This is a genomic window from Nocardia sp. AB354 (assembly GCF_049538315.1).
GTDB classification, from domain to species: Bacteria; Actinomycetota; Actinomycetes; order Mycobacteriales; family Mycobacteriaceae; genus Nocardia; species Nocardia nova.
In genome coordinates this window covers 344,492-367,372 of the sequence record NZ_JBMVFU010000001.1, presented here as the reverse complement: position 1 = coordinate 367,372, position 22,881 = coordinate 344,492, and the positions used below count along the sequence as shown (strand labels likewise).

At 65.7% G+C, this 22,881-nt stretch carries 29 protein-coding genes; 25 read left to right on the top strand and 4 right to left on the bottom strand.

Going from position 1 to position 22,881, the window contains the following annotated elements:
- A complete protein-coding gene (locus ACPCUW_RS01715) occupies positions 1-2,040 on the bottom strand; it encodes a M13 family metallopeptidase (protein ID WP_423423468.1) in 2,040 nt (679 codons plus the stop codon).
- 403 nt (positions 2,041-2,443) lie between these two features.
- On the opposite strand from ACPCUW_RS01715, the gene rplN reads away from it, so the two are divergent.
- The 9 genes from rplN (at position 2,444) to ACPCUW_RS01670 (ending at position 7,043) form a co-directional block, all read left to right on the top strand.
- The gene (gene rplN, locus ACPCUW_RS01710) at positions 2,444-2,812 is read left to right on the top strand and encodes a 50S ribosomal protein L14 (RefSeq protein WP_030513395.1); all 369 of its coding nucleotides are present in this window, start codon (positions 2,444-2,446) and stop codon (positions 2,810-2,812) included.
- A gap of 1 nt (position 2,813) precedes the next feature.
- Entirely contained in the window at positions 2,814-3,128 is a 315-nt protein-coding gene (rplX, locus tag ACPCUW_RS01705; protein WP_036498213.1) for a 50S ribosomal protein L24, read from the top strand.
- Between the two features lie 2 nt (positions 3,129-3,130).
- Positions 3,131-3,694, top strand: coding sequence for a 50S ribosomal protein L5 (gene rplE / locus ACPCUW_RS01700; protein WP_030513397.1), 564 nt, complete (start codon positions 3,131-3,133; stop codon positions 3,692-3,694).
- Between the two features lie 4 nt (positions 3,695-3,698).
- A complete protein-coding gene (locus ACPCUW_RS01695; protein ID WP_025347225.1) occupies positions 3,699-3,884 on the top strand; it encodes a type Z 30S ribosomal protein S14 in 186 nt (61 codons plus the stop codon).
- A gap of 295 nt (positions 3,885-4,179) precedes the next feature.
- Positions 4,180-4,749: a hypothetical protein gene (locus ACPCUW_RS01690; protein ID WP_423423467.1), complete on the top strand. Its 570-nt coding sequence runs from the start codon at positions 4,180-4,182 to the stop codon at positions 4,747-4,749.
- Positions 4,750-5,023: 274 nt separating this feature from the next.
- Entirely contained in the window at positions 5,024-5,413 is a 390-nt protein-coding gene (locus ACPCUW_RS01685; protein ID WP_195073100.1) for a hypothetical protein, read from the top strand.
- Positions 5,403-6,185, top strand: coding sequence for a hypothetical protein (locus ACPCUW_RS01680; RefSeq protein ID WP_423423466.1), 783 nt, complete (start codon positions 5,403-5,405; stop codon positions 6,183-6,185). The genes ACPCUW_RS01685 and ACPCUW_RS01680 overlap by 11 nt, the downstream gene beginning before the upstream one ends.
- Complete coding sequence (locus ACPCUW_RS01675; RefSeq protein ID WP_290048371.1) at positions 6,182-6,649, top strand: roadblock/LC7 domain-containing protein; 468 nt, start codon at positions 6,182-6,184, stop codon at positions 6,647-6,649. The genes ACPCUW_RS01680 and ACPCUW_RS01675 overlap by 4 nt, the downstream gene beginning before the upstream one ends.
- Before the next feature lie 22 nt (positions 6,650-6,671).
- Positions 6,672-7,043 carry a hypothetical protein gene (locus ACPCUW_RS01670; protein ID WP_195073102.1) on the top strand — a complete coding sequence of 124 codons (372 nt, stop codon included), beginning with the start codon at positions 6,672-6,674 and terminating at the stop codon, positions 7,041-7,043.
- A gap of 29 nt (positions 7,044-7,072) precedes the next feature.
- On the opposite strand, the gene ACPCUW_RS01665 is transcribed toward ACPCUW_RS01670, so the two are convergent.
- Positions 7,073-7,831, bottom strand: coding sequence for a YoaK family protein (locus tag ACPCUW_RS01665; RefSeq protein WP_423423465.1), 759 nt, complete (start codon positions 7,829-7,831; stop codon positions 7,073-7,075).
- Between the two features lie 417 nt (positions 7,832-8,248).
- Between ACPCUW_RS01665 and rpsH the strand changes: the two genes are divergently transcribed.
- The 9 genes from rpsH (at position 8,249) to map (ending at position 13,810) form a co-directional block, all read left to right on the top strand.
- The gene (rpsH, locus tag ACPCUW_RS01660; protein WP_030513400.1) at positions 8,249-8,647 is read left to right on the top strand and encodes a 30S ribosomal protein S8; all 399 of its coding nucleotides are present in this window, start codon (positions 8,249-8,251) and stop codon (positions 8,645-8,647) included.
- Between the two features lie 14 nt (positions 8,648-8,661).
- Entirely contained in the window at positions 8,662-9,201 is a 540-nt protein-coding gene (gene rplF, locus ACPCUW_RS01655) for a 50S ribosomal protein L6 (protein WP_423423464.1), read from the top strand.
- A 3-nt stretch (positions 9,202-9,204) separates the two neighbouring features.
- Positions 9,205-9,612 carry a 50S ribosomal protein L18 gene (gene rplR / locus ACPCUW_RS01650; protein WP_030513402.1) on the top strand — a complete coding sequence of 136 codons (408 nt, stop codon included), beginning with the start codon at positions 9,205-9,207 and terminating at the stop codon, positions 9,610-9,612.
- 49 nt (positions 9,613-9,661) lie between these two features.
- Positions 9,662-10,306 carry a 30S ribosomal protein S5 gene (gene rpsE / locus ACPCUW_RS01645; protein WP_039776501.1) on the top strand — a complete coding sequence of 215 codons (645 nt, stop codon included), beginning with the start codon at positions 9,662-9,664 and terminating at the stop codon, positions 10,304-10,306.
- A 1-nt stretch (position 10,307) separates the two neighbouring features.
- The gene (rpmD, locus tag ACPCUW_RS01640; RefSeq protein ID WP_030513404.1) at positions 10,308-10,493 is read left to right on the top strand and encodes a 50S ribosomal protein L30; all 186 of its coding nucleotides are present in this window, start codon (positions 10,308-10,310) and stop codon (positions 10,491-10,493) included.
- Positions 10,490-10,936 carry a 50S ribosomal protein L15 gene (rplO, locus tag ACPCUW_RS01635; RefSeq protein WP_030513405.1) on the top strand — a complete coding sequence of 149 codons (447 nt, stop codon included), beginning with the start codon at positions 10,490-10,492 and terminating at the stop codon, positions 10,934-10,936. The genes rpmD and rplO overlap by 4 nt, the downstream gene beginning before the upstream one ends.
- 194 nt (positions 10,937-11,130) lie before the next feature.
- Positions 11,131-12,450 carry a preprotein translocase subunit SecY gene (gene secY, locus ACPCUW_RS01630; protein WP_063016692.1) on the top strand — a complete coding sequence of 440 codons (1,320 nt, stop codon included), beginning with the start codon at positions 11,131-11,133 and terminating at the stop codon, positions 12,448-12,450.
- Complete coding sequence (locus ACPCUW_RS01625) at positions 12,447-13,004, top strand: adenylate kinase (RefSeq protein WP_387248628.1); 558 nt, start codon at positions 12,447-12,449, stop codon at positions 13,002-13,004. The genes secY and ACPCUW_RS01625 overlap by 4 nt, the downstream gene beginning before the upstream one ends.
- A gap of 5 nt (positions 13,005-13,009) precedes the next feature.
- Positions 13,010-13,810 (top strand): type I methionyl aminopeptidase, encoded by an 801-nt coding sequence (gene map / locus ACPCUW_RS01620; protein ID WP_387248630.1) that lies wholly within the window; start codon positions 13,010-13,012, stop codon positions 13,808-13,810.
- Positions 13,811-13,871: 61 nt separating this feature from the next.
- Here map and ACPCUW_RS01615 read toward each other — a convergent pair whose 3' ends face one another.
- Positions 13,872-14,069 carry a hypothetical protein gene (locus tag ACPCUW_RS01615; RefSeq protein WP_030513409.1) on the bottom strand — a complete coding sequence of 66 codons (198 nt, stop codon included), beginning with the start codon at positions 14,067-14,069 and terminating at the stop codon, positions 13,872-13,874.
- A 252-nt stretch (positions 14,070-14,321) separates the two neighbouring features.
- On the opposite strand from ACPCUW_RS01615, the gene ACPCUW_RS01610 reads away from it, so the two are divergent.
- Genes ACPCUW_RS01610 through ACPCUW_RS01590 form a run of 5 tightly spaced genes read left to right on the top strand, consistent with a single transcriptional unit; the run spans position 14,322 to position 21,404 of the window.
- A complete protein-coding gene (locus ACPCUW_RS01610; protein ID WP_423423463.1) occupies positions 14,322-14,837 on the top strand; it encodes a YbaB/EbfC family DNA-binding protein in 516 nt (171 codons plus the stop codon).
- Positions 14,838-14,843: 6 nt separating this feature from the next.
- Positions 14,844-17,312 (top strand): hypothetical protein, encoded by a 2,469-nt coding sequence (locus ACPCUW_RS01605; protein WP_423423462.1) that lies wholly within the window; start codon positions 14,844-14,846, stop codon positions 17,310-17,312.
- A 21-nt stretch (positions 17,313-17,333) separates the two neighbouring features.
- Positions 17,334-17,666 (top strand): hypothetical protein, encoded by a 333-nt coding sequence (locus ACPCUW_RS01600; protein ID WP_063016688.1) that lies wholly within the window; start codon positions 17,334-17,336, stop codon positions 17,664-17,666.
- 2 nt (positions 17,667-17,668) lie between these two features.
- Positions 17,669-20,605, top strand: coding sequence for a PPE domain-containing protein (locus ACPCUW_RS01595; RefSeq protein ID WP_423423461.1), 2,937 nt, complete (start codon positions 17,669-17,671; stop codon positions 20,603-20,605).
- Positions 20,606-20,615: 10 nt separating this feature from the next.
- The gene (locus ACPCUW_RS01590) at positions 20,616-21,404 is read left to right on the top strand and encodes an ESX secretion-associated protein EspG (protein WP_423423460.1); all 789 of its coding nucleotides are present in this window, start codon (positions 20,616-20,618) and stop codon (positions 21,402-21,404) included.
- A 9-nt stretch (positions 21,405-21,413) separates the two neighbouring features.
- On the opposite strand, the gene dtd is transcribed toward ACPCUW_RS01590, so the two are convergent.
- Positions 21,414-21,857, bottom strand: coding sequence for a D-aminoacyl-tRNA deacylase (gene dtd, locus ACPCUW_RS01585; RefSeq protein WP_104363230.1), 444 nt, complete (start codon positions 21,855-21,857; stop codon positions 21,414-21,416).
- A 163-nt stretch (positions 21,858-22,020) separates the two neighbouring features.
- Between dtd and ACPCUW_RS01580 the strand changes: the two genes are divergently transcribed.
- Together ACPCUW_RS01580 and ACPCUW_RS01575 are read left to right on the top strand one after the other, a co-directional pair.
- Complete coding sequence (locus ACPCUW_RS01580; protein WP_146098677.1) at positions 22,021-22,341, top strand: hypothetical protein; 321 nt, start codon at positions 22,021-22,023, stop codon at positions 22,339-22,341.
- A 25-nt stretch (positions 22,342-22,366) separates the two neighbouring features.
- The gene (locus ACPCUW_RS01575; RefSeq protein WP_063016680.1) at positions 22,367-22,867 is read left to right on the top strand and encodes a YbaB/EbfC family nucleoid-associated protein; all 501 of its coding nucleotides are present in this window, start codon (positions 22,367-22,369) and stop codon (positions 22,865-22,867) included.
- Positions 22,868-22,881 lie beyond the last annotated feature (14 nt).

Sequence of the window (22,881 nt, the reverse complement as noted above, 5' to 3'; positions counted from 1 at the left end):
TCACAGACTCACGCGCTGGTCCTCGGGCAGGAAGAGCTTGTCCGAGGGCTGGACGCCGAAGGTCGCGTAGAACTCCGGCAGATTGCGCACCACCTGGTTGCAGCGGAATTCGCCGGGGGAGTGCGGATCCGTGGCAACCTGCTGTTCGAGCGACTGCTGGGTCTGCTTCTCCCGCCAATTGCGGCCCCAGGACTGGAACATCGGGGTGTAGTCGGGCGTGTTGCGGCCGTTCTTGGCTTCGTCGATGCGGAAGGCGGCCAGCGCGATCATCAGTCCGCGCAGGTCGGCGAGGTTCTCACCGACGGTCAGCTGGCCGTTGACGTGATCGCTGGGCGGCAGTCCCTCGGGCACCAGGGCGTTGTACTGATCGATCAGCTGCTTCGTCTTGGCCTCGAAGGCGGTCCGGTCCTCCGGGGTCCACCAGTCCTCGCGATTGCCGTCGCCGTTGTACTTCGAGCCCTGGTCGTCGAAGCCGTGCCCGATCTCGTGGCCGATGGTCGCGCCGATCGCGCCGTAGTTCACCGCCGGTTCGGCGTCGGTGTCGAAGAACGGGGCTTGCAGGATCGCGGCCGGGAAGTTGATGGAATTGGAGGTTGCCTCGTAGTAGGCGTTGACGGTCTGCGGCGACATACCCCATTCGGCCTTGTCCACCGGCGTCCCCAGCTTGTCCATCGACCGCTTCGCCTCGAAAGCCTCGATGGCGAGCAGGGATTCGACCAGCCGGCCGCGCGTGACCTTCAGCTTCGAATAGTCCACCCACTTGTCGGGGTAGCCGATCTTGACCGTGATCTTGTCCAGTTTCGCGATCGCGGCCTCGCGGGTCCGCGGCGACATCCACGGCGAGTTGCGGAAGTTGTCGCGATAGGCGGCCAGCAGATTGTCGACCAGCTCCTTGGCGCGCGTCTTCGCCTGCGGCGGAAAGTATTTCGCCGCGTACAACTTGCCCAGCTGCTCACCGAGATTGCCGTCGACCACCGCGACCGCCGACTTCCACAGCTCCGGGCGCTGCTCGATCCCGCTGGTGGCCTTCAGGAAATCGAAATTCGCGTCCGACAGATCCTTGTTCATGTACTTGGCGTATTTGCGCAGCAGGCTGAGCTTCAGCCACTCCCGCCAGATGTTGATATCCACCTCGGTCCACAGCTGCCCGGCCGCGGTGACGAACGACGGTTCGCCGACGACCATCTTCCCGAACAGTTCCTTGGGCCGGTCGGTGCTGCCGGCCAGCCACGGCTCCCAGTCGAAACCCGGTGCCAGCGTGGTCATCTCGTTCCACGCCATGAGGTTGTAGGTGGCATCGGAGTCGCGGGTGCGCACGTTGTCCCAGTAACCGGCGGCGATGCGCTTCTCGAGATCCAGTGTGCGTTCGGCCGCGTCGTCCGGATCGGGCAGGCCGGCGCCGGTCGCCAGTTTGTGCAGCAGCGTCTGGTACGCGGAAAGATATTGCGCGAATTCGGGTTTCCGGTAGTACTGCTCGCTCATTCCGAGACCGGACTGGCCCACGGACGGAATGTAGGCATTCGAATTCTTGCGGTCGATACTCACACCGAGCCCGATCAGGCCGCCCAGCGGCAGCGCGCCCATGACCTTCGCGAGATCGGCCTTGGTCTGCGCCCCGTCGATCCGCGCGAACAGCGGTTGCAGCGGGGTGGTGCCGAGCTTCTCGAGTGTGTCGAGATCCATCCGCGCGTCGTAGAGGTCGCGGATCTGCTGGCCCTCCGACCCGTCCTTAGGATCGTGGATTCCGTCGATGACCTCGCGCAGCTGCCCTTCGACCCGATCGGACACCTCGGCGAAGGTGCCGTAGGAGACCTTGTCCGGCGGCAGTTGGTAGGTGCGCAGCCAGGCGCCGTTGATATTGCGGTACAGATCGTCCTGCGGCCGCACCGCGGGATCGACGCCCGACAGATCGGGGCCGGTGAGGGGTTTCGGCTTCGCGTCGCTATTGCACGCCACCAGGGCGGTGGCGACCGGCACCGCGCCGAGGGCGATCAGGAACGAGCGGCGACCCAGGCGGACCTGGCGACCGGACGATGTCACAGAAAATCCTCTCCCCGACTCATCGTGCACCTGCGCGACGACCGTCACTGCGACTCCACGCGGAGGCCGGGCCGGTTGCGTCCGTGAGAGGCTAACCGAACCTGCTGAGACTCGGCTGAGTTCGACCGCCACCCGTGGGGTGGCCGTGCCGGACCCCGTTCGACCCTGATTTGGGCGCGACCTGCGGCTTCGCTACACTTGTCGGGTTGCCTGCGGGTATTGTGCCCGCACTTCGGCCGCGAACCCACAGTGGTTGATCCTTCCGATCATGCAAAACCGCTGGCAGGCGCTGCCCCGCTGAGCTTGCGGGAGCGGGCCGTCAAGGTCCGTCGAAGGGCAACTGACCATGCCCGTCGGGTCGGCAATCCGGCGTGCATTACGTCCAGGTCTAGGAGGAGCTGAAGTGATTCAGCAGGAGTCGCGACTGCGCGTCGCCGACAACACGGGTGCCAAGGAGATTCTGTGCATCCGCGTGCTCGGCGGGTCGTCGCGTCGCTATGCCGGTATCGGCGACGTCATCGTCGCCACCGTCAAGGACGCCATCCCCGGCGGCAACGTCAAGAAGGGTGACGTCGTCAAGGCGGTCGTCGTGCGCACCGTCAAGGAGCGTCGTCGTCCGGACGGCTCGTACATCAAGTTCGACGAGAACGCCGCGGTGCTGATCAAGGCGGACAACGATCCGCGTGGCACCCGCATCTTCGGCCCCGTCGGCCGCGAGCTGCGTGACAAGCGGTTCATGAAGATCGTTTCGCTGGCCCCGGAGGTGCTCTGACATGAAGGTGCACAAGGGCGACACCGTGATCGTCGTCTCGGGTAAGGACAAGGGCGCCAAGGGCAAGGTCATCCAGGCCTACCCGGCGACCGACAAGGTCCTGGTCGAGGGCGTGAACCGGATCAAGAAGCACGTCGCGAACTCCGCGAACCAGCGCGGCGCCAGCTCCGGCGGCATCGTGACCCAGGAGGCGCCCATCCACGTGTCCAACGTGATGGTTGTCGACTCCGACGGCAAGCCGACCCGGGTGGGTTACCGCACCGACGAGAACGGCAAGCGGGTGCGCATCTCCCGTCGCAACGGGAAGGACATCTGAGCATGACCACGTCTGAAAAGATTCAGCCCCGCCTGAAGCTGCGCTACCGCGCGGAGATCAAGGACGCGCTGAACAACGAGTTCAACTACGCCAACGTGATGCAGATCCCGGGCGTGGTGAAGGTCGTCGTCAACATGGGTGTCGGTGACGCCGCCCGCGACGCCAAGCTGATCAACGGCGCCGTCAACGACCTGGCCCTGATCACCGGTCAGAAGCCGGAGATCCGCAAGGCCCGCAAGTCCATCGCGCAGTTCAAGCTGCGTGAGGGTATGCCGATCGGTGCGCGCGTCACGCTGCGTGGCGACCGCATGTGGGAGTTCCTGGACCGCCTGGTGTCCATCGCGCTGCCCCGTATCCGCGACTTCCGCGGCCTGTCGCCGAAGCAGTTCGACGGCAACGGCAACTACACGTTCGGCCTGAGCGAGCAGTCGATGTTCCACGAGATCGACGTGGACTCCATCGACCGTCCGCGCGGTATGGACATCACGGTCGTCACTACCGCGACCAACGATGAGGAGGGCCGCGCCCTGCTCAAGCACCTCGGCTTCCCGTTCAAGGAGAACTGAGCACATGGCTAAGAAAGCTCTCGTCAACAAGGCCGCCGCGAAGCCGAAGTTCGCCGTGCGTGGCTACACCCGCTGCCAGCGCTGCGGCCGCCCTCGCGCGGTCTACCGCAAGTTCGGCCTGTGCCGCGTCTGCGTCCGTGAGATGGCGCACCGCGGCGAGCTGCCGGGCGTGCACAAGAGCTCCTGGTGAGCCGGCGCTGCTGACGCAGCGCCCGCGCTGAGCGCGACAATCGAATCGAGAAAGGGTACGGACTCATCCGAGTCCGTACCCTTTCTTGTGTTGGGGGTGAAGGTTTCGAACTCCTCGTGCAATCTCCGCGAAAATCCGGCTCGGGGATCGACGCGTCCATACTCCGCCGGAAATCCTGTGGCGCAAAAGATTTGCCGTTCGCGTCCTTCTCACTGCTGGCAACGAATCGCCGGCGCAGTTCATATCGCGCGGCTACCTTGTCCACCGCTCGGCTGTCGATGGAATGGGGAAGTGCGTGACGGAATTCGATGAACTCGTGCGGTTGCTGGGCGCTCCGGCGCCGCGGCGCGCGGCCGGCGATTGGGCGGAGGTCGAGAACTATGTGGGCGCCGCGTTGCCCGGTGACTTCAAGGCGTTTCTCGATGCCTACGGCAGTGGGGTGATTTCCGGAGAGCTCGCCGTCTTTCATCCGCAGGGACCGAGTCCGCTGCTGGAGCGCATGCAACTCATCCACGAAACATTCGGCGAATTGCGAGAAGACGATCCCGATGACGTGCCGTATCCGATTCACCCCGAGCCGGGGGGTCTCATTTCCTGGGGCTACGACCACAGCGGCGACGAACATTTCTTCCTGCCCTGTGATCCGGACCCGGAGCGTTGGAAGGTCGTGACGATGGTGCACGAGGTCGGCACCGAGGTCTTCGACGGACCGTTCACCGGATTCGTGCTTCGCTTCGTCGACCGGCTGCGAAATCCCGAACCCCGGGACGTCGCCGGTCCGGACGAGTTGACGTTCTTGGAGCCGGAGGATGTGGCGGAGTTGATCGCCGACAGGGCGATTCAGCCGAGCTTCGCACCGTTCTGACCCGGTTCGCGCCGCGGTCGTCCGATCTGTCCGGATGCCGGACCGGGTGTGCACCTGCGATTTGCTCGACTGTCCAGTTGGCACCCGGCCGGTGAATGGTACTGCCCGAAACATGGGTGCGGGTAGCGGGTTTCGGCTGTACCGGGCCTGATGCGGGCCGGATGACCTGCGGCGCAACAAATTTGCCGGAAATTTCCCCTCCAAATGGCCATCGCCGAATCAGTGTGTAACGTCACCGTTTCAAAAGGGCAGAAGTCGACGAGTGGTGGCGTGGGTGAGCAGCATAGACGAGTGCCTGAGACGGATCATGGAAGTTCCGGGTGCGCGCGGAGTGACGTTGGTGGACGGGGCGAGTGGGCTCGCCGTCGCCGCCGCCGGTAGGCACGATCCGATCGACGAGCACGAGGATGCCGCTGCCACAACGGATGTGGTGCGCGCCGTGCTGAATTGCCCGGCGCTGGGTGCGGAACCGGACGACGACGTCACCGAAATCATCGTGTCCGGCCCCCGCGGTTATCACCTGCTGAATATGGTCGACGGCGACTTCGACGGCCGGCTGTTCGTCCACGTCCTCTTCGACGAGGAGACCGGGAATCTGGCGATGTCCCGATACCAGCTGCGCGCGATCCTGTCCGAACTCGCCGAAGGCAGTCATGGGCGCTGACCTGGCCGTGGAAATGACACGGCTGGAGCAGGAGAGAAGTACCGGGGTGTTGCACGCGGGGGACGGTTCGTTCCACTTCGCTCGTGGCGAGGTGGTCACCGCCGACTGCCGGCGCACCACCGGATTGGGCCGGCTCGTGGTGGAGGCGGGTGTGGCCACCGCCGAGGATTGGCAGCGGGCCGGATCGGGAGACCCCGGGAATCTGCTCTCGCGGCCGCGTCTGGAAACCCTTGCCCTGCTGTCGGTTTTCGACGCCGCCTACTTTCTGCTCTCCGCACCGGCCATCGCCGAATTCGAACCCGCGCCCGAGCACTGGCTGGCGCCGATCTGCCGTATCAATCCCCGGTTGCTCGTCCACGAATGCGCACGCCGCGGCGATCCGGAAGCCGGTCCGTGGCCTGCCGAACTGGTCGCGCGGACCCCGGTCGTACCGGTGCGGCGGGTGCGGCGGCGGCGCATCGCGCTCACCGGCGGACAGGCCGAGGTGCTGGCTGCCGTCGACGGTCGGCGCACCGTCGCCGACATCGCCGAGGAACTCGGGCGAACGAGCTACGGCTGTCTCGAGGCGGTCCGGGATCTGACGCTGGCGGGACTGGTGCAGCAGCCGGTGCTGTCGGCTTCGGCCGCCGCCGATTCCGCGCACGCCGCCGCACCTCCGCTGGTTCGCCGTCGGCGCAACGCCGTTTCCGTTGCGCCGCCGGACCGTTGGGAGTCTCCGGTCGATGTGGACGTGCTCTTCCGCCTGCGGGCGGCACTGGAGGAACTTGCGTGACCGCGCGGAAGAAACTGCTCGGCGATCTGATGGGAAGGTTCAGCAAGGTGTCGATATCGGAACCCGAGCCGAACGAAGCGGTGCTGACGGAACTGAAGGCGTTGCGCGAGCGCGTCCCCGGATTGATCGGTGCGCTGGTGGCCTCCAGCGACGGGCTCCTGATCGCCCACGACCTGCCACCGGAGATCGAACCCACCGGAATGGCGGCACTGTCCGCATCGCAGCTGGCGCTGTCGGAGCGGCTCGCCGCGACCGCGGTCGGCGGCGGATTCCACGAGGTGGTCGTGCGTGGCACCGGTGGTCACGTGGTGGTCTACGCGGCGGACTGGACCTCGCTGACCGTGCTGGCCGAACCGCAGGTGAATGTCGGCCGGCTGCACCTGGAATCGCGTCCGGCGGCTCGTGCGATCGCCGACCGCCTGAGAACTCCGAGCGGCAAGCATCGCGCCGACCGGAACGTGTAACACCGAAAGAAAGGGAACATTTATGTCCAATTTGGATCTGGCACTGAAGGAAATGATGGCGATCGACGGCGCGCTCGGCGCATCGGTCGTCGATTACAACAGCGGCATGTCGCTGGGAATGCTCGGCAGTTCGAAGGCGCTGGACCTGCAGGTCGCCGGCGCCGGTAATACGGAGGTGGTGCGCGCGAAACTGCGGACCATCGAACAGCTGGGCCTCAACGAGGAGATCGAGGACATTCTGATCTCCCTGTCCACGCAGTACCACATCATTCGCCCGATGACCGGCCGCACTTCCAAGGGCCTGTTCCTGTATCTCGCCCTGGATCGTGGCCGGGCCAATCTCGCGCTGGCTCGGCACCGCCTCAAAGGCATCGAAGAGGAACTCGAGGTGTAAGTAGCGGCTGCATGACCGTCACCGACGGATCATGCGTGTACCACCGAGTGGCCGTCTCGAATTCGGGACCGCCCGAGGGCAGACCCGTCGCGGCCGGCAGCGTCTCGTGGTTCGGATTCGCCCGACGATGCCGGGAGGGAGCGACGGCGGTCGTAGGCGATTCCGGCGATGGCGATGACGACGCAGACCGCGGCGGGCAACAGCAGTGCCGCTTCGCCGATCCGGCCGCCCAGAAGGGTGCCCGCGATGCCCCCGGTGACGAACGTGATGACCGTGGCTGTAAGCACCGCGGCGCGCCATCTGTCGATACCGTGTCGACGTGCACGTCCGATGAGCAGGCCGAGGTCGGTGACGGTGCCGGTGAAGTGGGTGGTACGGATCTGCATCGTTCGCAGGCTCGAGGTGCTCCCGTTCTGTAGTCCGCAGGCAACGGCCGCGAGGAAGACCGACAGCGTGTCCACCGGGCAGGCGAAGGCCGCAACGAGTAGCAATGCCTCGCCGCTCATGATGACGCTGTGTCGAACTCCCGCAGGTGTCTTCGCCGGCGCCAGTATCGCGCCGGCGGACACGGCTCCCATCAAGAATCCGATGAGGATGATGGCGAGCAGGCTGCTTTCGAACAGCCAGGGGCTGGCGGTGTCCATTCCAAGTTGCATTGTCGCCGCGGTCACGTTGCCGACCGGGATGGCCAGGGTCAGGATGGCCACTGCATTGACGAAGCCCGCGACTGTTGCGAGCAGCGATCCGTAAGCGAGAACAAGCGCGCGATGCGGGTTGGTGAGGTTCATAGCAGGCATACAGATCCCCAAGTTGTCTGTCTGTCCTGGACTTATGGAGCAAAACGTACTAGCTACACCTCAGAAAAAGCTGTGAAATTTCCCCCCGACGATCCGGAAATATTGGATCTCAGAGTAATTTACTGACTGTGATGACCATCACATGACTCCATATCTGGGGGTCGGCGGGTGACGAGTCGCCTATCGGCGGTGGTCACCCCGATTTTGCCCGCTCATACCGCTCGCCTACACTAGACCGGTTGCTCGGGCACCCTCGTGCCCATATGCGTGCGCGCTGCTCCGGGTGACAGCATTCCAATCCGGTCGGCAACGGTGTCGGCCGGACCAGCCGAAATTGTCGTAGGCCCACGACCGCCCCGCGTGACGGTGCTGTATGGGAACCGCGGCGAGAAAGGTAACGGTCAACACATGACCATGACTGATCCGATCGCAGACTTTCTGACCCGTCTGCGCAACGCCAACTCGGCGTACCACGATCAGGTGAAGGCTCCGCACTCGAAGCTCAAGGCGAACATCGCCGAGATCCTCAAGCGCGAGGGCTACATCGCCGACTACCGCACCGAGGATGCGCCCGTCGGCCAGACCCTGATAGTCGACCTGAAGTACGGCCAGAGCCGGGAGCGCAGCCTGCAGGGTGTGCGCCGCGTCTCGAAGCCGGGTCTGCGGGTGTACGCGAAATCCACCAACCTGCCCAAGGTGCTGGGCGGTCTGGGCGTGGCAATTATCTCCACGTCGAAGGGCCTGCTCACCGACCGTCAGGCCAAGCAGCAGGGTGTGGGCGGGGAAGTCCTCGCCTACGTCTGGTAAGGGAGGTAGGAACAATGTCGCGTATCGGTAAGAAGCCGATCTCGGTTCCCGCCGGCGTCGAGGTGACCATCGACGGCCAGCAGGTGTCGGTGAAGGGGCCGAAGGGCACCCTCTCGCACACCGTCGCCGAGCCGATCACCGTCACCAAGGCCGAGAACGGTGAGCTGGAGGTGGGCCGTCCGAACGACGAGCGCCGCAACCGCTCGCTGCACGGCCTGAGCCGCACCCTGATCAACAACATGATCGTCGGCGTGACCCAGGGCTACGAGAAGAAGATGGAAATCTTCGGCGTCGGTTACCGCGTGCAGCAGAAGGGTTCGAACCTCGAGTTCGCCCTCGGCTACAGCCACCCGGTTCCGATCGAGGCCCCCGAGGGCATCACCTTCCAGGTCGAGGCCCCCACCAAGTTCTCGGTGTCCGGCATCGACAAGCAGAAGGTCGGCCAGATCGCCGCAGTGATCCACGGCCTGCGCAAGCCCGACCCGTACAAGGGCAAGGGCATCCGCTACGCCGGTGAGGTCGTTCGCCGCAAGGTCGGAAAGACGGGTAAGTAAGCCATGGCACAAACTGAAGCTCAGAAAGCCGCCCGCCAGCCGGTCGGCAAGGATGCGTCGACTCGTCGCCGGGTGTCGAAGACCCGTCGGCACTTCCGTCTGCGCAAGAAGGTCCTCGGCACCGCCGAGCGTCCGCGTCTGGTCGTGTTCCGCTCCTCGCGGCACCTGCACGCCCAGGTGATCGACGACTCCGTCGGCAAGACCGTCGCCTCCGCGTCCTCGATCGAGGCCGATGTGCGCGCGCTCGACGGTGACAAGTCCGCGAAGGGCAAGAAGGTCGGCGAGCTGCTGGCCGCCCGCGCGAAGGCTGCCGGTGTGGAGGCCGTGGTGTTCGACCGCGGTGGCCACGACTACCACGGCCGCATCGCCGCTCTGGCGGATGCTGCTCGCGAAGGCGGGTTGAAATTCTGATGCAGATTCGACTCGCGGACCGAATGAACACGAACGGAAGGAACGTCTGATGCCGGGACGTCAGCGGCGTGACGGCGGCAGCGGACCCGCCGGACAGGGTGGCAGTGGCAACGAGCGCGATCAGCGCGGCGGCGGTCGTGACCGTCGCGGCGGCGGTGACCGTCGTGACAATGCCGCCGAGAAGAACCAGCTCGAGCGCGTTGTCGCGATCAACCGCGTCTCCAAGGTCGTGAAGGGTGGTCGTCGCTTCAGCTTCACCGCCCTGGTGATCGTGGGCGACGGCAACGGCCTGGTCGGTGTCGGATACGGCAAGGCCAAGGAAGTTCCCGCGGCCATCCAGAAGGGTGTCGAGGAGGCTCGTAAGGGCTTCTTCCGCGTCCCGATGATCGGCAGCACCATCACGCACCCGGTGCAGGGTGAGGCTGCCGCCGGTGTCGTCATGCTGCGTCCGGCCTCGCCCGGTACCGGTGTGATCGCCGGTGGTGCGGCGCGTGCCGTGCTGGAGTGCGCCGGTATCCACGACATCCTGGCCAAGTCGCTCGGTAGCGACAACGCCATCAACGTCGTGCACGCGACCGTCGCTGCCCTGAAGATGCTGCAGCGTCCGGAGGAGGTGGCCGCTCGTCGCGGTCTGCCGATCGAGGACGTTGCCCCGGCGGGCATGCTGCGTGCGCGTGCCGGACAGGGAGTCTGACATGGCACAGCTCAAGGTGACCCAGATCAAGTCCACGATCGGCGCCAAGAAGAATCAGCGGGAGTCGCTTCGCACCCTCGGCCTGCGCGGTATCCGCCAGACCGTGGTCCGCGAGGACAACGCCCAGAACCGCGGGCTGATCAACGTCGTGCGCCACCTCGTTTCCGTTGAGGAGGAAACCGCATGACCCCCATCAAGCTCCACCACCTGCGGCCCGCCCCGGGCGCCAAGACCGAGAAGATCCGTGTGGGTCGCGGTGAAGGCTCCAAGGGTAAGACCGCCGGTCGCGGTACCAAGGGTACGAAGGCTCGCAAGAACGTGCCGGCCCGTTTCGAGGGCGGCCAGATGCCGATCCACATGCGCCTGCCGAAGCTGAAGGGGTTCACCAACCCGTTCCGCGTCGAGTACCAGGTCGTGAACGTCGGCGATATCGCGCGGCTGTTCCCGCAGGGCGGCACCATCGGCAAGGACGAGCTCGTCGCTGCCGGTGCCGTGCGCAAGAACCAGTTGGTGAAGGTGCTCGGCGAGGGTGAAATCGGTGTGGCCGTTCAGGTCAGCGCCGACAAGTTCTCCGGCTCCGCCAAGGAGAAGATCACCGCCGCCGGTGGTACCGCCACCGAACTGGGCTGACAGTTACTGGTAATACAGTCGGGGCGCCGGACGGGTGAGAGCCCGTCCGGCGCCGCTGTTAGAGTTCAAGTGTTGTCTGCCAACCAGTCTGCCCCGTTGTCGTGGCACAGGACCGGCCCTGCCCTGTAGGGCACCGGTATGTGCCGAGGTGACGGAAGTGGGCGTGACCCCCGTGTCGTCAGCCAGGAGGATCTGTGCTTTCCGCCTTCGTGTCGGCCTTCCGGACCCCGGACTTGCGGCGGAAGATTCTCTTCACGCTGGGCCTGATCGCGCTGTACCGCGTCGGCGCCTCGCTACCGTCGCCCGGAGTCGACTACAAGGCGATCCGCCATTGCATCGACGTCGTCTCCGGCGGTGACAATGCCGGCATCTACCAGCTGATCAATCTGTTCTCCGGTGGTGCGCTGCTGCAGCTGTCGGTGTTCGCGATCGGGATCATGCCCTACATCACCGCGAGCATCATCATCCAGCTGCTGACGGTGGTCATTCCGCGGTTCGAGGAACTGCGAAAAGAAGGCCAGTCCGGCCAGAACAAGATGACGCAATACACGCGTTATCTGTCGATCGCTTTGGCGATTCTGCAGGCCACCGGTCTGGTGGCGCTCGCCTCGCGCGGCCAGCTGCTGCGCGGCTGCCCGGACGAGATCCTGGCCGACACCAGCATCTTCGGCTTGATCATCATCGTGCTGGTGATGACCGCCGGCGCGGCGCTGGTGATGTGGTTCGGCGAGCAGATCACCGAGCGCGGTATCGGCAACGGTATGTCGCTGCTGATCTTCGCCGGCATCGCCGCCCGCATCCCGAGCGAGGGCAAGCAGATCCTCGACAGCAAGGGCGGCCTGATCTTCGGGCTGGTGTGTGTCGCTGCCTTCGTGGTGATCGTCGGCGTGATCTTCGTCGAACAGGGCCAGCGCCGAATACCGGTGCAATACGCCAAGCGCGTGGTCGGCCGCAAGATGTACGGCGGGTCGTCGACCTATCTACCGCTGAAGGTCAACCAGGCCGGTGTGATCCCGGTGATCTTCGCGTCCTCACTGCTGTATCTGCCGAATCTGGTCGCCCAGCTGACCCAGTCCTCCAACTCCGACAGCTGGTGGCAGAAGATCATCCAGAAGTATCTGGTGAACCCGGGTAACCCGGTGTACGTCCTGATCTACTTCGCGTTGATCGTGTTCTTCACCTACTTCTACGTCGCGATCACCTTCAACCCGGAGGAACGTGCGGACGAGATGAAGAAGTTCGGTGGCTTCATTCCCGGTTACCGTCCGGGTAAGCCGACCGCCGACTATCTGAACTATGTACTGAGCCGAATCACCCTCCCCGGTTCGATCTACCTCGGTGCTGTTGCCGTACTGCCCAACCTGCTGTTGCACATCGGTGCCGGCGGGGGCGGTTCGAACTTCCTGCCGTTCGGAGGCACGTCGGTGCTGATCGTCGTGAGCGTCGGCCTCGATACGGTCAAACAGATCGAGAGCCAACTGATGAACAGAAATTACGAAGGGTTCCTCAAGTGAGACTCGTACTGCTCGGACCGCCGGGTGCCGGTAAAGGGACACAGGCCGAACTGCTGTCGGACAAGCTGGGTGTTCCGCACATCTCCACGGGGAATTTGTTCCGTGCGAACATCTCCCAGCAGACCCCGCTGGGCCGCGAGGCGCAGAAGTACCTCGACGCCGGCAACCTGGTGCCCAGCGATGTGACCAACCGCATGGTGGAGTCCCGCATCGCCGAACCCGACGCCGTCAACGGTTTCGTGCTCGACGGCTACCCGCGCACCGTCGACCAGGCCGAGGCCCTGGAGAAGATGCTCAAGGAGTCCGGCCACGCGCTGGACGCGGTGCTGAGTTTCGAGGTTCCCGAGGAGACGCTCGTCGAGCGTCTGGTCGAGCGCGGCCGCACCAGCGGACGCACCGACGACAACGAGACGATCATCCGGAACCGGATGAACGTGTACCGCGAGGAAACCGAGCCGCTGCTCGAGCACTACGACGGTCTCGTGGTTACCGTCGACGGTGTCGGCGAGATCGCCGAGGTCAACACTCGCGCGCTCCGAGCCCTGGGTCGCTGAGGCGAATGGTTTTCGGCCTCAAGCAGAAGAAGGTGGTGCCGTTCCGCACCGCCGGTGAGCTCGATGCCATGGCCGCGGCCGGCGCGATCGTCGGCCGTGCGCTGGTGGCCGTGCGCGCGGCCGCCAAGCCCGGCGTGTCGACCTTGGAATTGGACGAGGTCGCCGAGCAGACCATTCGCGAAGCGGGCGCCGTCCCGTCCTTCAAGGGCTATCACGGTTTCCCGGGATCGATTTGCTCCTCGGTGAACGACCGGGTGGTGCACGGGATTCCGTCGAAGGACGAGGTGCTCGCCGAGGGCGATCTGGTATCCATCGACTGCGGCGCGATCCTCGACGGCTGGCACGGCGATTCGGCGTGGACGTTCGGCGTCGGTGAGGTCATCGAGGCCGATCGGCTGCTCAGCGAGGCCACTCGGCTGTCGATGGACGCGGGTATCGCGGCCATGCTGCCGGGCAATCGTCTGACCGACGTCTCGCACGCCATCGAACTGGGGACGCGCGCCGCGGAGAAGGAGCACGGCCGCGCCTACGGCATCGTGGACGGGTACGGCGGACACGGCATCGGCCGCCAGATGCATATGGATCCGTTCCTCGCCAACGAGGGCGCGCCCGGACGCGGTCCGAAACTGGTGGTCGGTTCGGTGCTGGCCATCGAGCCGATGCTGACCCTCGGCACCACGGAAACCACTGTGCTGGAAGATGATTGGACCGTCGTCACCACCGACGGCAGTCGCGCGGCGCACTGGGAGCACACGGTGGCGGTCACCGAGGACGGTCCGCGGATCCTGACCGTTCGTCCCGAATAATTCGTATCGCGACGCACCCGTGGCCTCGTCGGCGCGGGTGCGTCGTGCTGTCAGCGGGCTGTCAGGCGGTGCGCCCGGTCATGGTGGTGAGCGGCACCACGCCGGTCCAGCCGCACGGGCGGTCGCAACTGGCGACGACGGTGGGCGCCCCGGCGAAATCGGCGGAAGCCCGTGCGGGATAACCGCATTCGGGACATTTGCCGAAGTAGTCGAGAACCTCGTGCATTCCGGGGTTCATGGCGATACTGCGTTCGGTCACGGGCCCTCCTCACAGTCGGCGCACGGCGTCGAGACCGCACGTGGTGATGAATATCTGCTGGTCGAGAACCTAACTCTCGGGCCGGTCCGATCGTTCCGTTCCGGGTTGCGCATTGGACATCTCACAAGCGGTGCGGCGAGGCGCTGCGGGTGTGCCACAGCTACCCGGCGCCGCCGTCGCCCGCCCCGGCCCGGGTGCACGGCGGTAGCCGACACTGAATTTCCTTGGGCGCCACCGGATATTCAATCTGGTGTGCTGTTGTTGCTACTGCGCGCGTCGACGGTGGAGGTGGCAGTGGTCAACGAACGGCTCCATGCCGACATGATGACGGTGCTCGAGGGGCTCGACGAGCAATTGCGCGGCATCGCCGAGATCCAGTTGCGACGCTCCCGGCTGACGGCCACGGCGAACACCTGTGAGCAGCGAATCCAGGTGACCGTCAATGCCGACGGACTGCTCATCGACACGAAGTTCGCCGACGATATCGCGGATCTGACCTACGACGAGATCGCCGCGGGGATGACCGCGGCGGTGCAGCAGGCCGCGGCGGAGGTGCTGCGACTCGGCGCCGAACTCATGCGGCCGCTGCGCGAGCGGAAGCTGCAATTGCCGAAATTGTCGGAATTCGTCGAGGGCGCACCGGATCTCGGGCAGATGATGCCGACCGCGCCACCGGCGCCGACCCGGATCGAGGATTATCGCGACGTCCCGCCCGCGCATCCGGTGGACGGCAGCGCGCACCGCTCGATGGTGTCCGACGAGGACTGATCCCCCGTGAGCCTGTACCTGCCCCCGCCCGTACGTCCGATCGCTTGGGTTGCCGGCGCCAGCTGGCCCGACGGTGACGAAGACAAGATGTGGGCGGTTTCGCGGGCCTGGGAGCAGGCGTCCAAGGATCTCGCGGCGCAGGTTCCCGGTATCGAGAGCGCGAAAACGGCAGCGATGGCGGCATTTCCGGCCGGGGATGCCGCCGATCAGATCGGCAAGTTGTTCGATGCCTTTCTGCAGGGTGACCAGTCGCTCGCGACGCTGGCCGAATCGTTCAAGACCATCAGCGATTCGACCTTCGACGTCGGTACCGAACTGCAGTCGGCGAAGATCAACATCATCGTTTCGCTGTGCATTCTGCTGGTCGAGATCGCTTGGGCGTGGCTGTTCCCGCCGACCGCGCCGGCGGTGGAGGCCGCCGCGATCGGCACCACGCGATCGATCGTGAAATTCATCGCCGACGCACTGCAGAATGCGCTCGAACGTGCCTGGGCGAAACTGGGATTCGCCACCCGCGGCGAACTCAACGGCGCCTCGCGGTACTGGTTCAAGCACATCCTCTCCGCCGATACCTGGAAGGGGATGAAGGGACAGACCTGGAAGTACAAGGCCAAGACGATTCTGCCCACGGCCAAAGGCATGGGCGTGTATACGCTGAAATTCGGTGAGGGCGCGCTCTGGGCTCCGGTCACCAACGCGATCGTGCAGGGCGCGCAGATCGCGGACGGTAAGCGGCACGGATTCAACTGGAAGGAATTCGGCGCCTCCTGGGCGGCCTCGGCGTTGAGCACCATTCCCAGTCGCGAACTCGGCCGGTACATGGGCTTCGGGATCGGCAATCTCGACAAGAAGTTCGGCGGTGCGATCACCAATATGCCGTTCCGGTCGGGAATGTTCCTGCAAGGCGCGACGATCGGTGCCACGGCCGGTGTCTTCGGCAACATATTCGGCAATATCGGCGCGGGTGCGGTGACCGGTGATATCGCGGGCGCGTTCGCGGGACCGGAAGGCTGGGTAGGTAGTGCGGCCCGCGGCGGAATGGTCGGCGGTATGCGCGGTCTGGGAACGAAGACGACCACCGATACCGAGGGCGACCCGAGATTCAACCTCTGGATGAATGCGAAGGCGCCCTGGGCCCCGCCGAAGACGCCACCCACGAACAATCCGCTGACGCCGCGACCGGTGTCGGGGCAGACCGAGGCGGCGTCGACGACGAATACTTCGACGACGAACGGCGGAAACCACCAGCAAGGTGGTGGTTTCCGGGATCCGTCCGATCCGAATTACATGACGCCGTCGCGTCCTGCGCCGCAGCCACCAGTGAACGGCGGACAGGGGGGCGGTGGTTTCCGGGATCCCTCGGATCCGAATTACATGGTGCCGTCGCGCCCGGCCCCCGCACCGCCGACGCACGCAGCGGGGGCGGGCGGACAATCAGGAACGGGCGGAACGCATTCGGGCCCAGCGGGTTTCGGTGGACCGCATCAGTCGACGTCCACAGCGGGTGGTGGTTTTCGGGATCCGTCGGATCCGAATTACATGACGCCGTCGCGTCCGGCTCCTGCGCCGCCGGTGAGTGGTGGGCAGGGTGGTGGCGGTTTCCGTGATCCGTCGGATCCGAACTATATGGTGCCGTCGCGTCCGGCGCCGCAGCCGCCGGTGAATGGTGGGCAGGGGGGTGGTGGTTTCCGTTCGCCCTCGGATCCGAACTACATGGTGCCGTCGCGCCCCGCCCCCGCCCCGCCGGTAAGCGGTGGTGACGGATCGGTGCCGCATCCGATCGGCAATTCCGCGGGCGCGGCCCCCGGCTCTCGGCCGGCGCCTGCTATCAACGCTGCGCCGGTGGGGAATTCGAGCAATCCGCCGAATTTCTCCCGGCCGTTCACGCAGCCGGGTGCGTCGGGGGGCGGGCCGGTGAGCTCGTCGTCGGCGCCGGTTCACGCTGCGCCGGTGGGAAATTCGACGGGCAATCCGAGTGGCCCGCCGAACTTCTCCAGACCGTTCACACAGCAAGGGCCGCCGACTGCCCCGGTGTCGAATCCCTCCACCGGAGGGCAGGGCGGTGGTTTCCGGGATCCGTCGGATCCGAACTATATGACTCCGTCGCGTCCGGCGCCGCAGCCGCCGGTGAATGGTGGGCAGGGCGGCAGTTTTCGGGACCCGTCGGATCCGAATTACATGACGCCGTCGCGTCCGGCGCCGGCTCCGCCCCCGCCCGCTGACCCGGATGAGCCGAAGGATCCGGGGAGGCCGTTGGGGCCGGGCAAGGATTATCGCGCGAAGTCGCGGCCGAAGAAGGTGCCGGACATCGGTCCGATGCCGGCGCACTACGACGCCCCGGACGCACCGGGCGAGCAAGCGTGGCTGGACGCGGCCGATCCTCCGCCCGCGCCGCGCGCGGCGGCCTCGGACGATCCGGGCGCGAGCGACCCGGGTGGGGGCGACCCGAATGTCGACAAGCCGTTCCAGATGTAGGCACACAGGTAGGGACTGACAATGGCGGAGAAGATCGAGGTGGACGTCGACGCGCTGACAAGAGCCGCCGACCTGCCCGAGGAAGTCTCACACAAGGTTCGGGGCGTGATCGATACCCTGCACAGCACGCTGGCCGGAATCGAGAACGACTCCGCCAACCAGCCGTGGGGAAACGACAAGTCCGGCAAGAAGTTCGCCGACGGCGACAAGGGATACAAGGCGACGCGGACCAATATGGTCGACGGCGGCTACAGCATGGCCGATGCCCTGTTTCAATTCGCCGAGGGTGAGCGGTCGGCCGCCGACCAGTTCAGAGCCGCCGAACAAGGTTCGACCCAAGGCCTCGGAGGCTGATCATGACGTTGCCGAATGCGGATACCACCGAATGGACCCAAATTCTGGGTGCGGCGAATGCCGGTGTGCTGCAGTTCGATACGAAGGACATCAAGGCCGCCACCGATGCCGCGGCGCAGCTGATCGCCAATCTGGAAGCCCTGGCGCAATCGGTCCACGACACCCGCGCGCACGAGGTCGGCGCCTTCAGTATTCTGCAGTCCAGCCGCGATCTGGCCGGTGTCTACAGCAATCACGGTGCGGCACTGTACAACTCGCTGATGACCCATGCGAATGTGGTCCGCGATCAGTTCGACACCTTCGTCGCCGCGGGGAAGACCTTCGCGGCGCACGAGCACAGTTCGACCTTCAATTTCGACACGCTGGCCAAACCCAAGGACGTCACCAGCAATGTGACGCCGCCGAAACTCTCCTCGAACGGTGGGAGTCTGGTCGCCGACCTCAATCAGGATCTCGTCGACGACAGCTGGTCGATGCCGAGTTTCCCGGAAGCGATCCAGGGTTACGGCGGTAAGACCGATTCGGTCACCATCAATATCGAGAACCCGGACAGTCTGGACTGGGACCAGATGATCCAGCTGGGGCAGACGATTCACGCCCAGCCGCCGATGGATTTATCCGGATTCTGGGATTCGATGTCGAAGCTGCTTTCCAGCAATATGGCCACCTACGCGGACCAGATCGCGAAGTTGCAGGCCAGCTGGACCGGTACGTCGTCGGCCGCGGCGGTGACCGCCGTGCGCAATTACAAGGACAGTACGCAGGATCTGATCGACGCCATCAAGGTGACCGGTGCCAGTCTGCGGTACACCAGCGACTGGCTCGAGGCCACGCGCAAGTCGATGCCCACTCCCGGACAGCCGGAGAAGACGGGCTGCAAACATCACCACACCGACGAATACCGCGCGAATTACAAGAAGTACTACGCGGAACCGATGAAATCGACGATCTCGACGATTCCGACGATCGCCATCCCGGGCCAGGCGAGCGGTGGTAGCACGTCGGGTAGTGGATCCGGGTCGGGCAGCGGCTCGGGCTCGGGTTCCGGCAGTGGTTCGGGCAGCGGGTCGGGGAGTGGTTCGGGTTCGGGCTACGGCAGTGGTTCGGGCTATGGGAGCGGTTCTGGATACGGCAGCGGTTCGGGCTACGGCAGCGGTTCCGGATACGGGAGCGGCTCGGGTTACGGCAGCGGATCCGGGTACGGCAGCGGCTCGGGATATGACAGCGGTTCGGGTAACGGCTCCGGCAGCGGCTCGGGTTACGGCAGTGGGTCGGGCTATGGCAGCGGATCCGGGTACGGCAGTGGGTCGGGTAGTGGCGCCACATCGCAGCAGCTGCAGGAGGCCTACCAGCAGGGCTACCAGGTCGGCTACGAAGAGGGTTCGCACAGTTCGGGTTCCGGCAGTGGCTCCGGCTACGGAGGCGGTTACGACAGTGGTTCCGGTTACGGCGGCGGATCCGGTTACGGCAGTGGCGACGGCTACGGGAGTGGCCAGGGCTACGGCAGCGGCCGAGGCTATGGCAGCGGCCAGGGCTACGGCAGCGGTTCCGACTACGGCTCGGGCTACGGCGGTGGCACGGGCGGCGGTTACGGAGGTGGTACGGGCGGCGGTTACGGCGGCGGATCCGGGGCGAGCTCGGGTTCGGGTCGCACCGGCAAGAGTTCGCCGATGCCGAGCAACTACGACAGCATGCCGGGCAGCGGCGAGTCCAACCAGCAACTACCGAATCTGAGCGACCTGCTCAATTCCGCCGGACTCGGCGACACCGGCGGATCCTCCGGCGGCAGTTCCGGTCCCAGCAGCACGCCGTACTCCGGTCCGACCGGCAGTGGCACCGGCTCGTCGACCGGCACCGGATCCACCTCGGGGACGGGTTCGTCGTCGATTCCGTCGAGTCTCGGTAAGACACAGCAGTCCGGGGCGGGCGCGGCCAAGAACGGTCAGCAGCAGCTGCCGTCACTCGACGATCTCCTGTCCGGCCTTGCGGGAGAACAGAATACGGAGGCCGGAACCGGCACCACCGGCGACAGCGCCGGTCGGACGGTGCCGTCCTTCGGTAATTCGGCGACGACGGGAAGTGCGAATCCGCTGGAGTCGCTGCTGTCCGGCGGGACGGGCAACTCGAATCCGCTCGCGTCGCTGCTCGGAGGGAGCGCAGGTGGCACCAATCCGCTCGAATCGCTGCTCTCGGGCGGCGAACAGGCACTGAACCAGCTCGGGCAGACGGCCCACGACAGCCTGTCCGGCTTGGGGCAACTGCTCTCCGGCATTCCTGGGTTCGATCAGTTGCTGGCGAGCAATCCGGATCTGCGTCATCTTCTGTCCGGTATCCCCGGTCTGGACCAGTTGGTCTCGGGATCGACCGGGGTGGATCAACTTCTCTCCGGCAATCCGGATCTGAGCCACCTGCTTTCCGGGATTCCCGGCCTGGATCAAATGTTGTCCGGTACGGGCGATACCGATCCGCTGCACTCGCTGGCGGAACGGCTCCGGGACCTCAGCCACACCCCGGGTATGGAGGGGCTGTCGGATATCGCGGCACAACTGGATCCCGGCGGCGACAGCGCCGGCGGGGGAGGCGCCGATGCCGGTGGCGGGGCCGGTGACGGTGGTGGAGTCGGTGGCGGTGTCGGGCCCGACGATGCGACACCGCCCCAGCAACTCGATCAACCGCGGCAACCGGACAAGTTCCCGCGCGCATCGCTACCGGCGGACGTCTCCACCTATGGTGCCGGACACCACGATTCGTACGATCAGCAGGCCGGTCAGCCCGGACAACCCGGCCAGCCCGGGATGGCGGGTACCCCGGCGTCGAGCGCGGGCAATTCCGGACCTCAGGGTCAGCACCGGCGGCCGAAATACCTGACGTCCACGGACTGGCTCGACGACGCGATGGGCGACACCCCGTTCCGGGTCAAGCCGGTGATCGAACCATGAACGAGGAAATGTGAACAGGTGGACCCTGACGGACCTGGAATTCAAGGTGTTGTGCGATACCCGATTCTTCGGTCTGGTGCCGTCGATGTTCAGCATCACCAGCCGCATCCCGTATCTGGACGACTACGAGCGCGAATGGCGCCGCATCCGAGCGGAGTTGGAGAACCGCGGTGACAGCGCCTTCGAGGCGATCGTGGACACCATGGTGCTGCCGGAGGTGCTGGTCGGCGGCGAGGCGTGGGAGGATTCGGATTTCGACAATCCGAACACGCGGGTGCGCTTCTATGCTGGGCGGCTCGGCTCCCGTGGGTTCGTCGTGGTGCAGTTGCCGGGCGAAACCCTCAGACACGCCGAAGGTTTCACCATCACCGCCTGCGATCCGCGGGCGCTCGGTGAGACGGTCGTCGGACTGCTGCCGGCGGCCGGACCGGGTCGGCGCGGACCGATCGAGATCGAGATCGGCGAGAGCACCGGCCGGTCCTCCGGTGGCGGTTCGATGGTCGCCGACGACGATGACGACTACCGCGGGCTCACCAGTGCGGCCTTCTTCGACATTCCCGCGACTCACACCGGCACCGTTCGATTGACCCAGGGCAGATCGAAATTCGGTCCCCGCGGCCGCATCTCGGTGGCACGGCTGTGGCGCGATCTGCCCGACGACGGTCGCTATGTGATTCCCCTGGAGGAACCGGCGCCGGTGGCCGTCGGGATGGGCTCGGCGGGACTGGCCGACTGGATCGACACCGAGGCCGAGCACATCGTGCAGCGGATGAACGACTATCAGGAGGTGGACGAGTGAGCGCGCCGCTCACGCCTCGAGCAGGAGCGTGACCGGCCCGTCGTTCACCAGCGACACCTGCATGTGCGCGCCGAAGCGGCCGGTCGCGACGGTGGCGCCGAGATCGCGCAGTGCTGCGGCGAATTCGTCGACCAGGGGTTCGGCGACCGCTCCGGGTGCCGCGGCCGACCAGGAGGGCCGCCGGCCCTTCGCGGTATCGGCGTAGAGGGTGAACTGGCTGACCACCAGGATCGGCGCGCCCAGGTCGGCGGCCGAGCGCTCGCCCTCCAGAATGCGCAGGCGAAACAACTTGTCCGCCAGCGTCTTCGCGAGCGCGGCGGTATCGGTGCCGGTGACGCCCACCAGGGCGAGCAGGCCGTGCGGCACTCCCATCGCGGGCGGGTCGATCTCGCCCACCACCTCGTCGTCGACCGTGACCCGGGCCGAGCTGACGCGCTGTACCAGGATTCGCATGCCCCCCATCATCGGTTACCGGCCGCCGCGGTGGGTTCGCGGTGGCTTTCGGGACCGGCCACCCGGAGTTCACGTCGGCGCCACTGATGATTCTCCCGGGACTGCCATCGTCGAAGACCAGCGTCGACGGGCGCCGGCCGGCAGTGCGATGGAGGGACGGACGATGGCGGACGAGATCGAGGTCGAGGTGGCGAAACTCCGCACGGCCGCCGGGAAGACGCAGGACGTGCGTGACCACATCGAACAGGTGCTGACGAAACTGCAGGGTAAGACCACCGGCTACGGAAACTGCTGGGGGGACGACAGTCTGGGCAAGCAGTTCGCCGGTACCGGCAGCGGCGACGGCTACCTCGCCGCACACGACAACATGGTCACCGGGGCGCGTAACTTCTCCACCGCCTTCGAGAAGTTCTCCGACGGCCAGAACGACAGTGCCACCTATCTGGAGACCATGGAGCACGGCAACACCTACGGCTTCAAGTGATCGAACAGCCGCGGATCGAGCGCCCATGACGAACGAGCATATGAAGGCCGAGCTGGCGGGAATCATCGGCGAGGCCAAACAGCAACTGCGCGTGATCGCCGAAATCCAGCGTGACCGTGCGGAATTGACCGGCACCGCGTCGGTGCGCAAGAACCGGGTGACGGTCAGCGTGAATGCCGACGGTACCGTCATCGAGACCAAGTTCGGCGCCGGAATCGAGGATCTCAGTTATTCCGAGATCGCTCGGGCGGTGACCGAGGCCGCCCAGCAGGCGTCGAAGAATCTGGCGCAGCGGCATCGGGAACTGATGGCGCCGCTGCAGGAACGCCGGGCCCGGTTGCCCAAACTCACCGATCTGATCGAGGGCATGCCCGATATGCGCCTGCCGACCGCACCGGAACCCTCACTGGCGCCGCCGGATTCACCGGATCGAACCGCCGCCTACGGCGAGGACGAGCTCCGGTTCGCGGATGCGGAGACCTATCCGGTCGAACCGGAACGCCGGGTCACCGACTCCAGTTGGTGACCCGGGGTAACCGC

What these genes read in the sequence shown, in the direction of transcription:
- rpsH (WP_030513400.1), top strand. Translation starts at nt 8,249, where the DNA reads ATGACCATGACTGATCCGATCGCAGACTTTCTGACCCGTCTGCGCAAC.
- rplX (WP_036498213.1), top strand. Translation starts at nt 2,814, where the DNA reads ATGAAGGTGCACAAGGGCGACACCGTGATCGTCGTCTCGGGTAAGGAC.
- ACPCUW_RS01665 (WP_423423465.1), bottom strand. Translation starts at nt 7,831, where the DNA reads ATGAACCTCACCAACCCGCATCGCGCGCTTGTTCTCGCTTACGGATCG.
- ACPCUW_RS01595 (WP_423423461.1), top strand. Translation starts at nt 17,669, where the DNA reads ATGACGTTGCCGAATGCGGATACCACCGAATGGACCCAAATTCTGGGT.
- rplO (WP_030513405.1), top strand. Translation starts at nt 10,490, where the DNA reads ATGACCCCCATCAAGCTCCACCACCTGCGGCCCGCCCCGGGCGCCAAG.
- rpmD (WP_030513404.1), top strand. Translation starts at nt 10,308, where the DNA reads ATGGCACAGCTCAAGGTGACCCAGATCAAGTCCACGATCGGCGCCAAG.
- rplF (WP_423423464.1), top strand. Translation starts at nt 8,662, where the DNA reads ATGTCGCGTATCGGTAAGAAGCCGATCTCGGTTCCCGCCGGCGTCGAG.
- dtd (WP_104363230.1), bottom strand. Translation starts at nt 21,857, where the DNA reads ATGCGAATCCTGGTACAGCGCGTCAGCTCGGCCCGGGTCACGGTCGAC.
- rpsE (WP_039776501.1), top strand. Translation starts at nt 9,662, where the DNA reads ATGCCGGGACGTCAGCGGCGTGACGGCGGCAGCGGACCCGCCGGACAG.
- rplR (WP_030513402.1), top strand. Translation starts at nt 9,205, where the DNA reads ATGGCACAAACTGAAGCTCAGAAAGCCGCCCGCCAGCCGGTCGGCAAG.
- ACPCUW_RS01680 (WP_423423466.1), top strand. Translation starts at nt 5,403, where the DNA reads ATGGGCGCTGACCTGGCCGTGGAAATGACACGGCTGGAGCAGGAGAGA.
- ACPCUW_RS01670 (WP_195073102.1), top strand. Translation starts at nt 6,672, where the DNA reads ATGTCCAATTTGGATCTGGCACTGAAGGAAATGATGGCGATCGACGGC.
- rplE (WP_030513397.1), top strand. Translation starts at nt 3,131, where the DNA reads ATGACCACGTCTGAAAAGATTCAGCCCCGCCTGAAGCTGCGCTACCGC.
- ACPCUW_RS01695 (WP_025347225.1), top strand. Translation starts at nt 3,699, where the DNA reads ATGGCTAAGAAAGCTCTCGTCAACAAGGCCGCCGCGAAGCCGAAGTTC.
- ACPCUW_RS01580 (WP_146098677.1), top strand. Translation starts at nt 22,021, where the DNA reads ATGGCGGACGAGATCGAGGTCGAGGTGGCGAAACTCCGCACGGCCGCC.
- ACPCUW_RS01575 (WP_063016680.1), top strand. Translation starts at nt 22,367, where the DNA reads ATGACGAACGAGCATATGAAGGCCGAGCTGGCGGGAATCATCGGCGAG.
- map (WP_387248630.1), top strand. Translation starts at nt 13,010, where the DNA reads ATGGTTTTCGGCCTCAAGCAGAAGAAGGTGGTGCCGTTCCGCACCGCC.
- ACPCUW_RS01600 (WP_063016688.1), top strand. Translation starts at nt 17,334, where the DNA reads ATGGCGGAGAAGATCGAGGTGGACGTCGACGCGCTGACAAGAGCCGCC.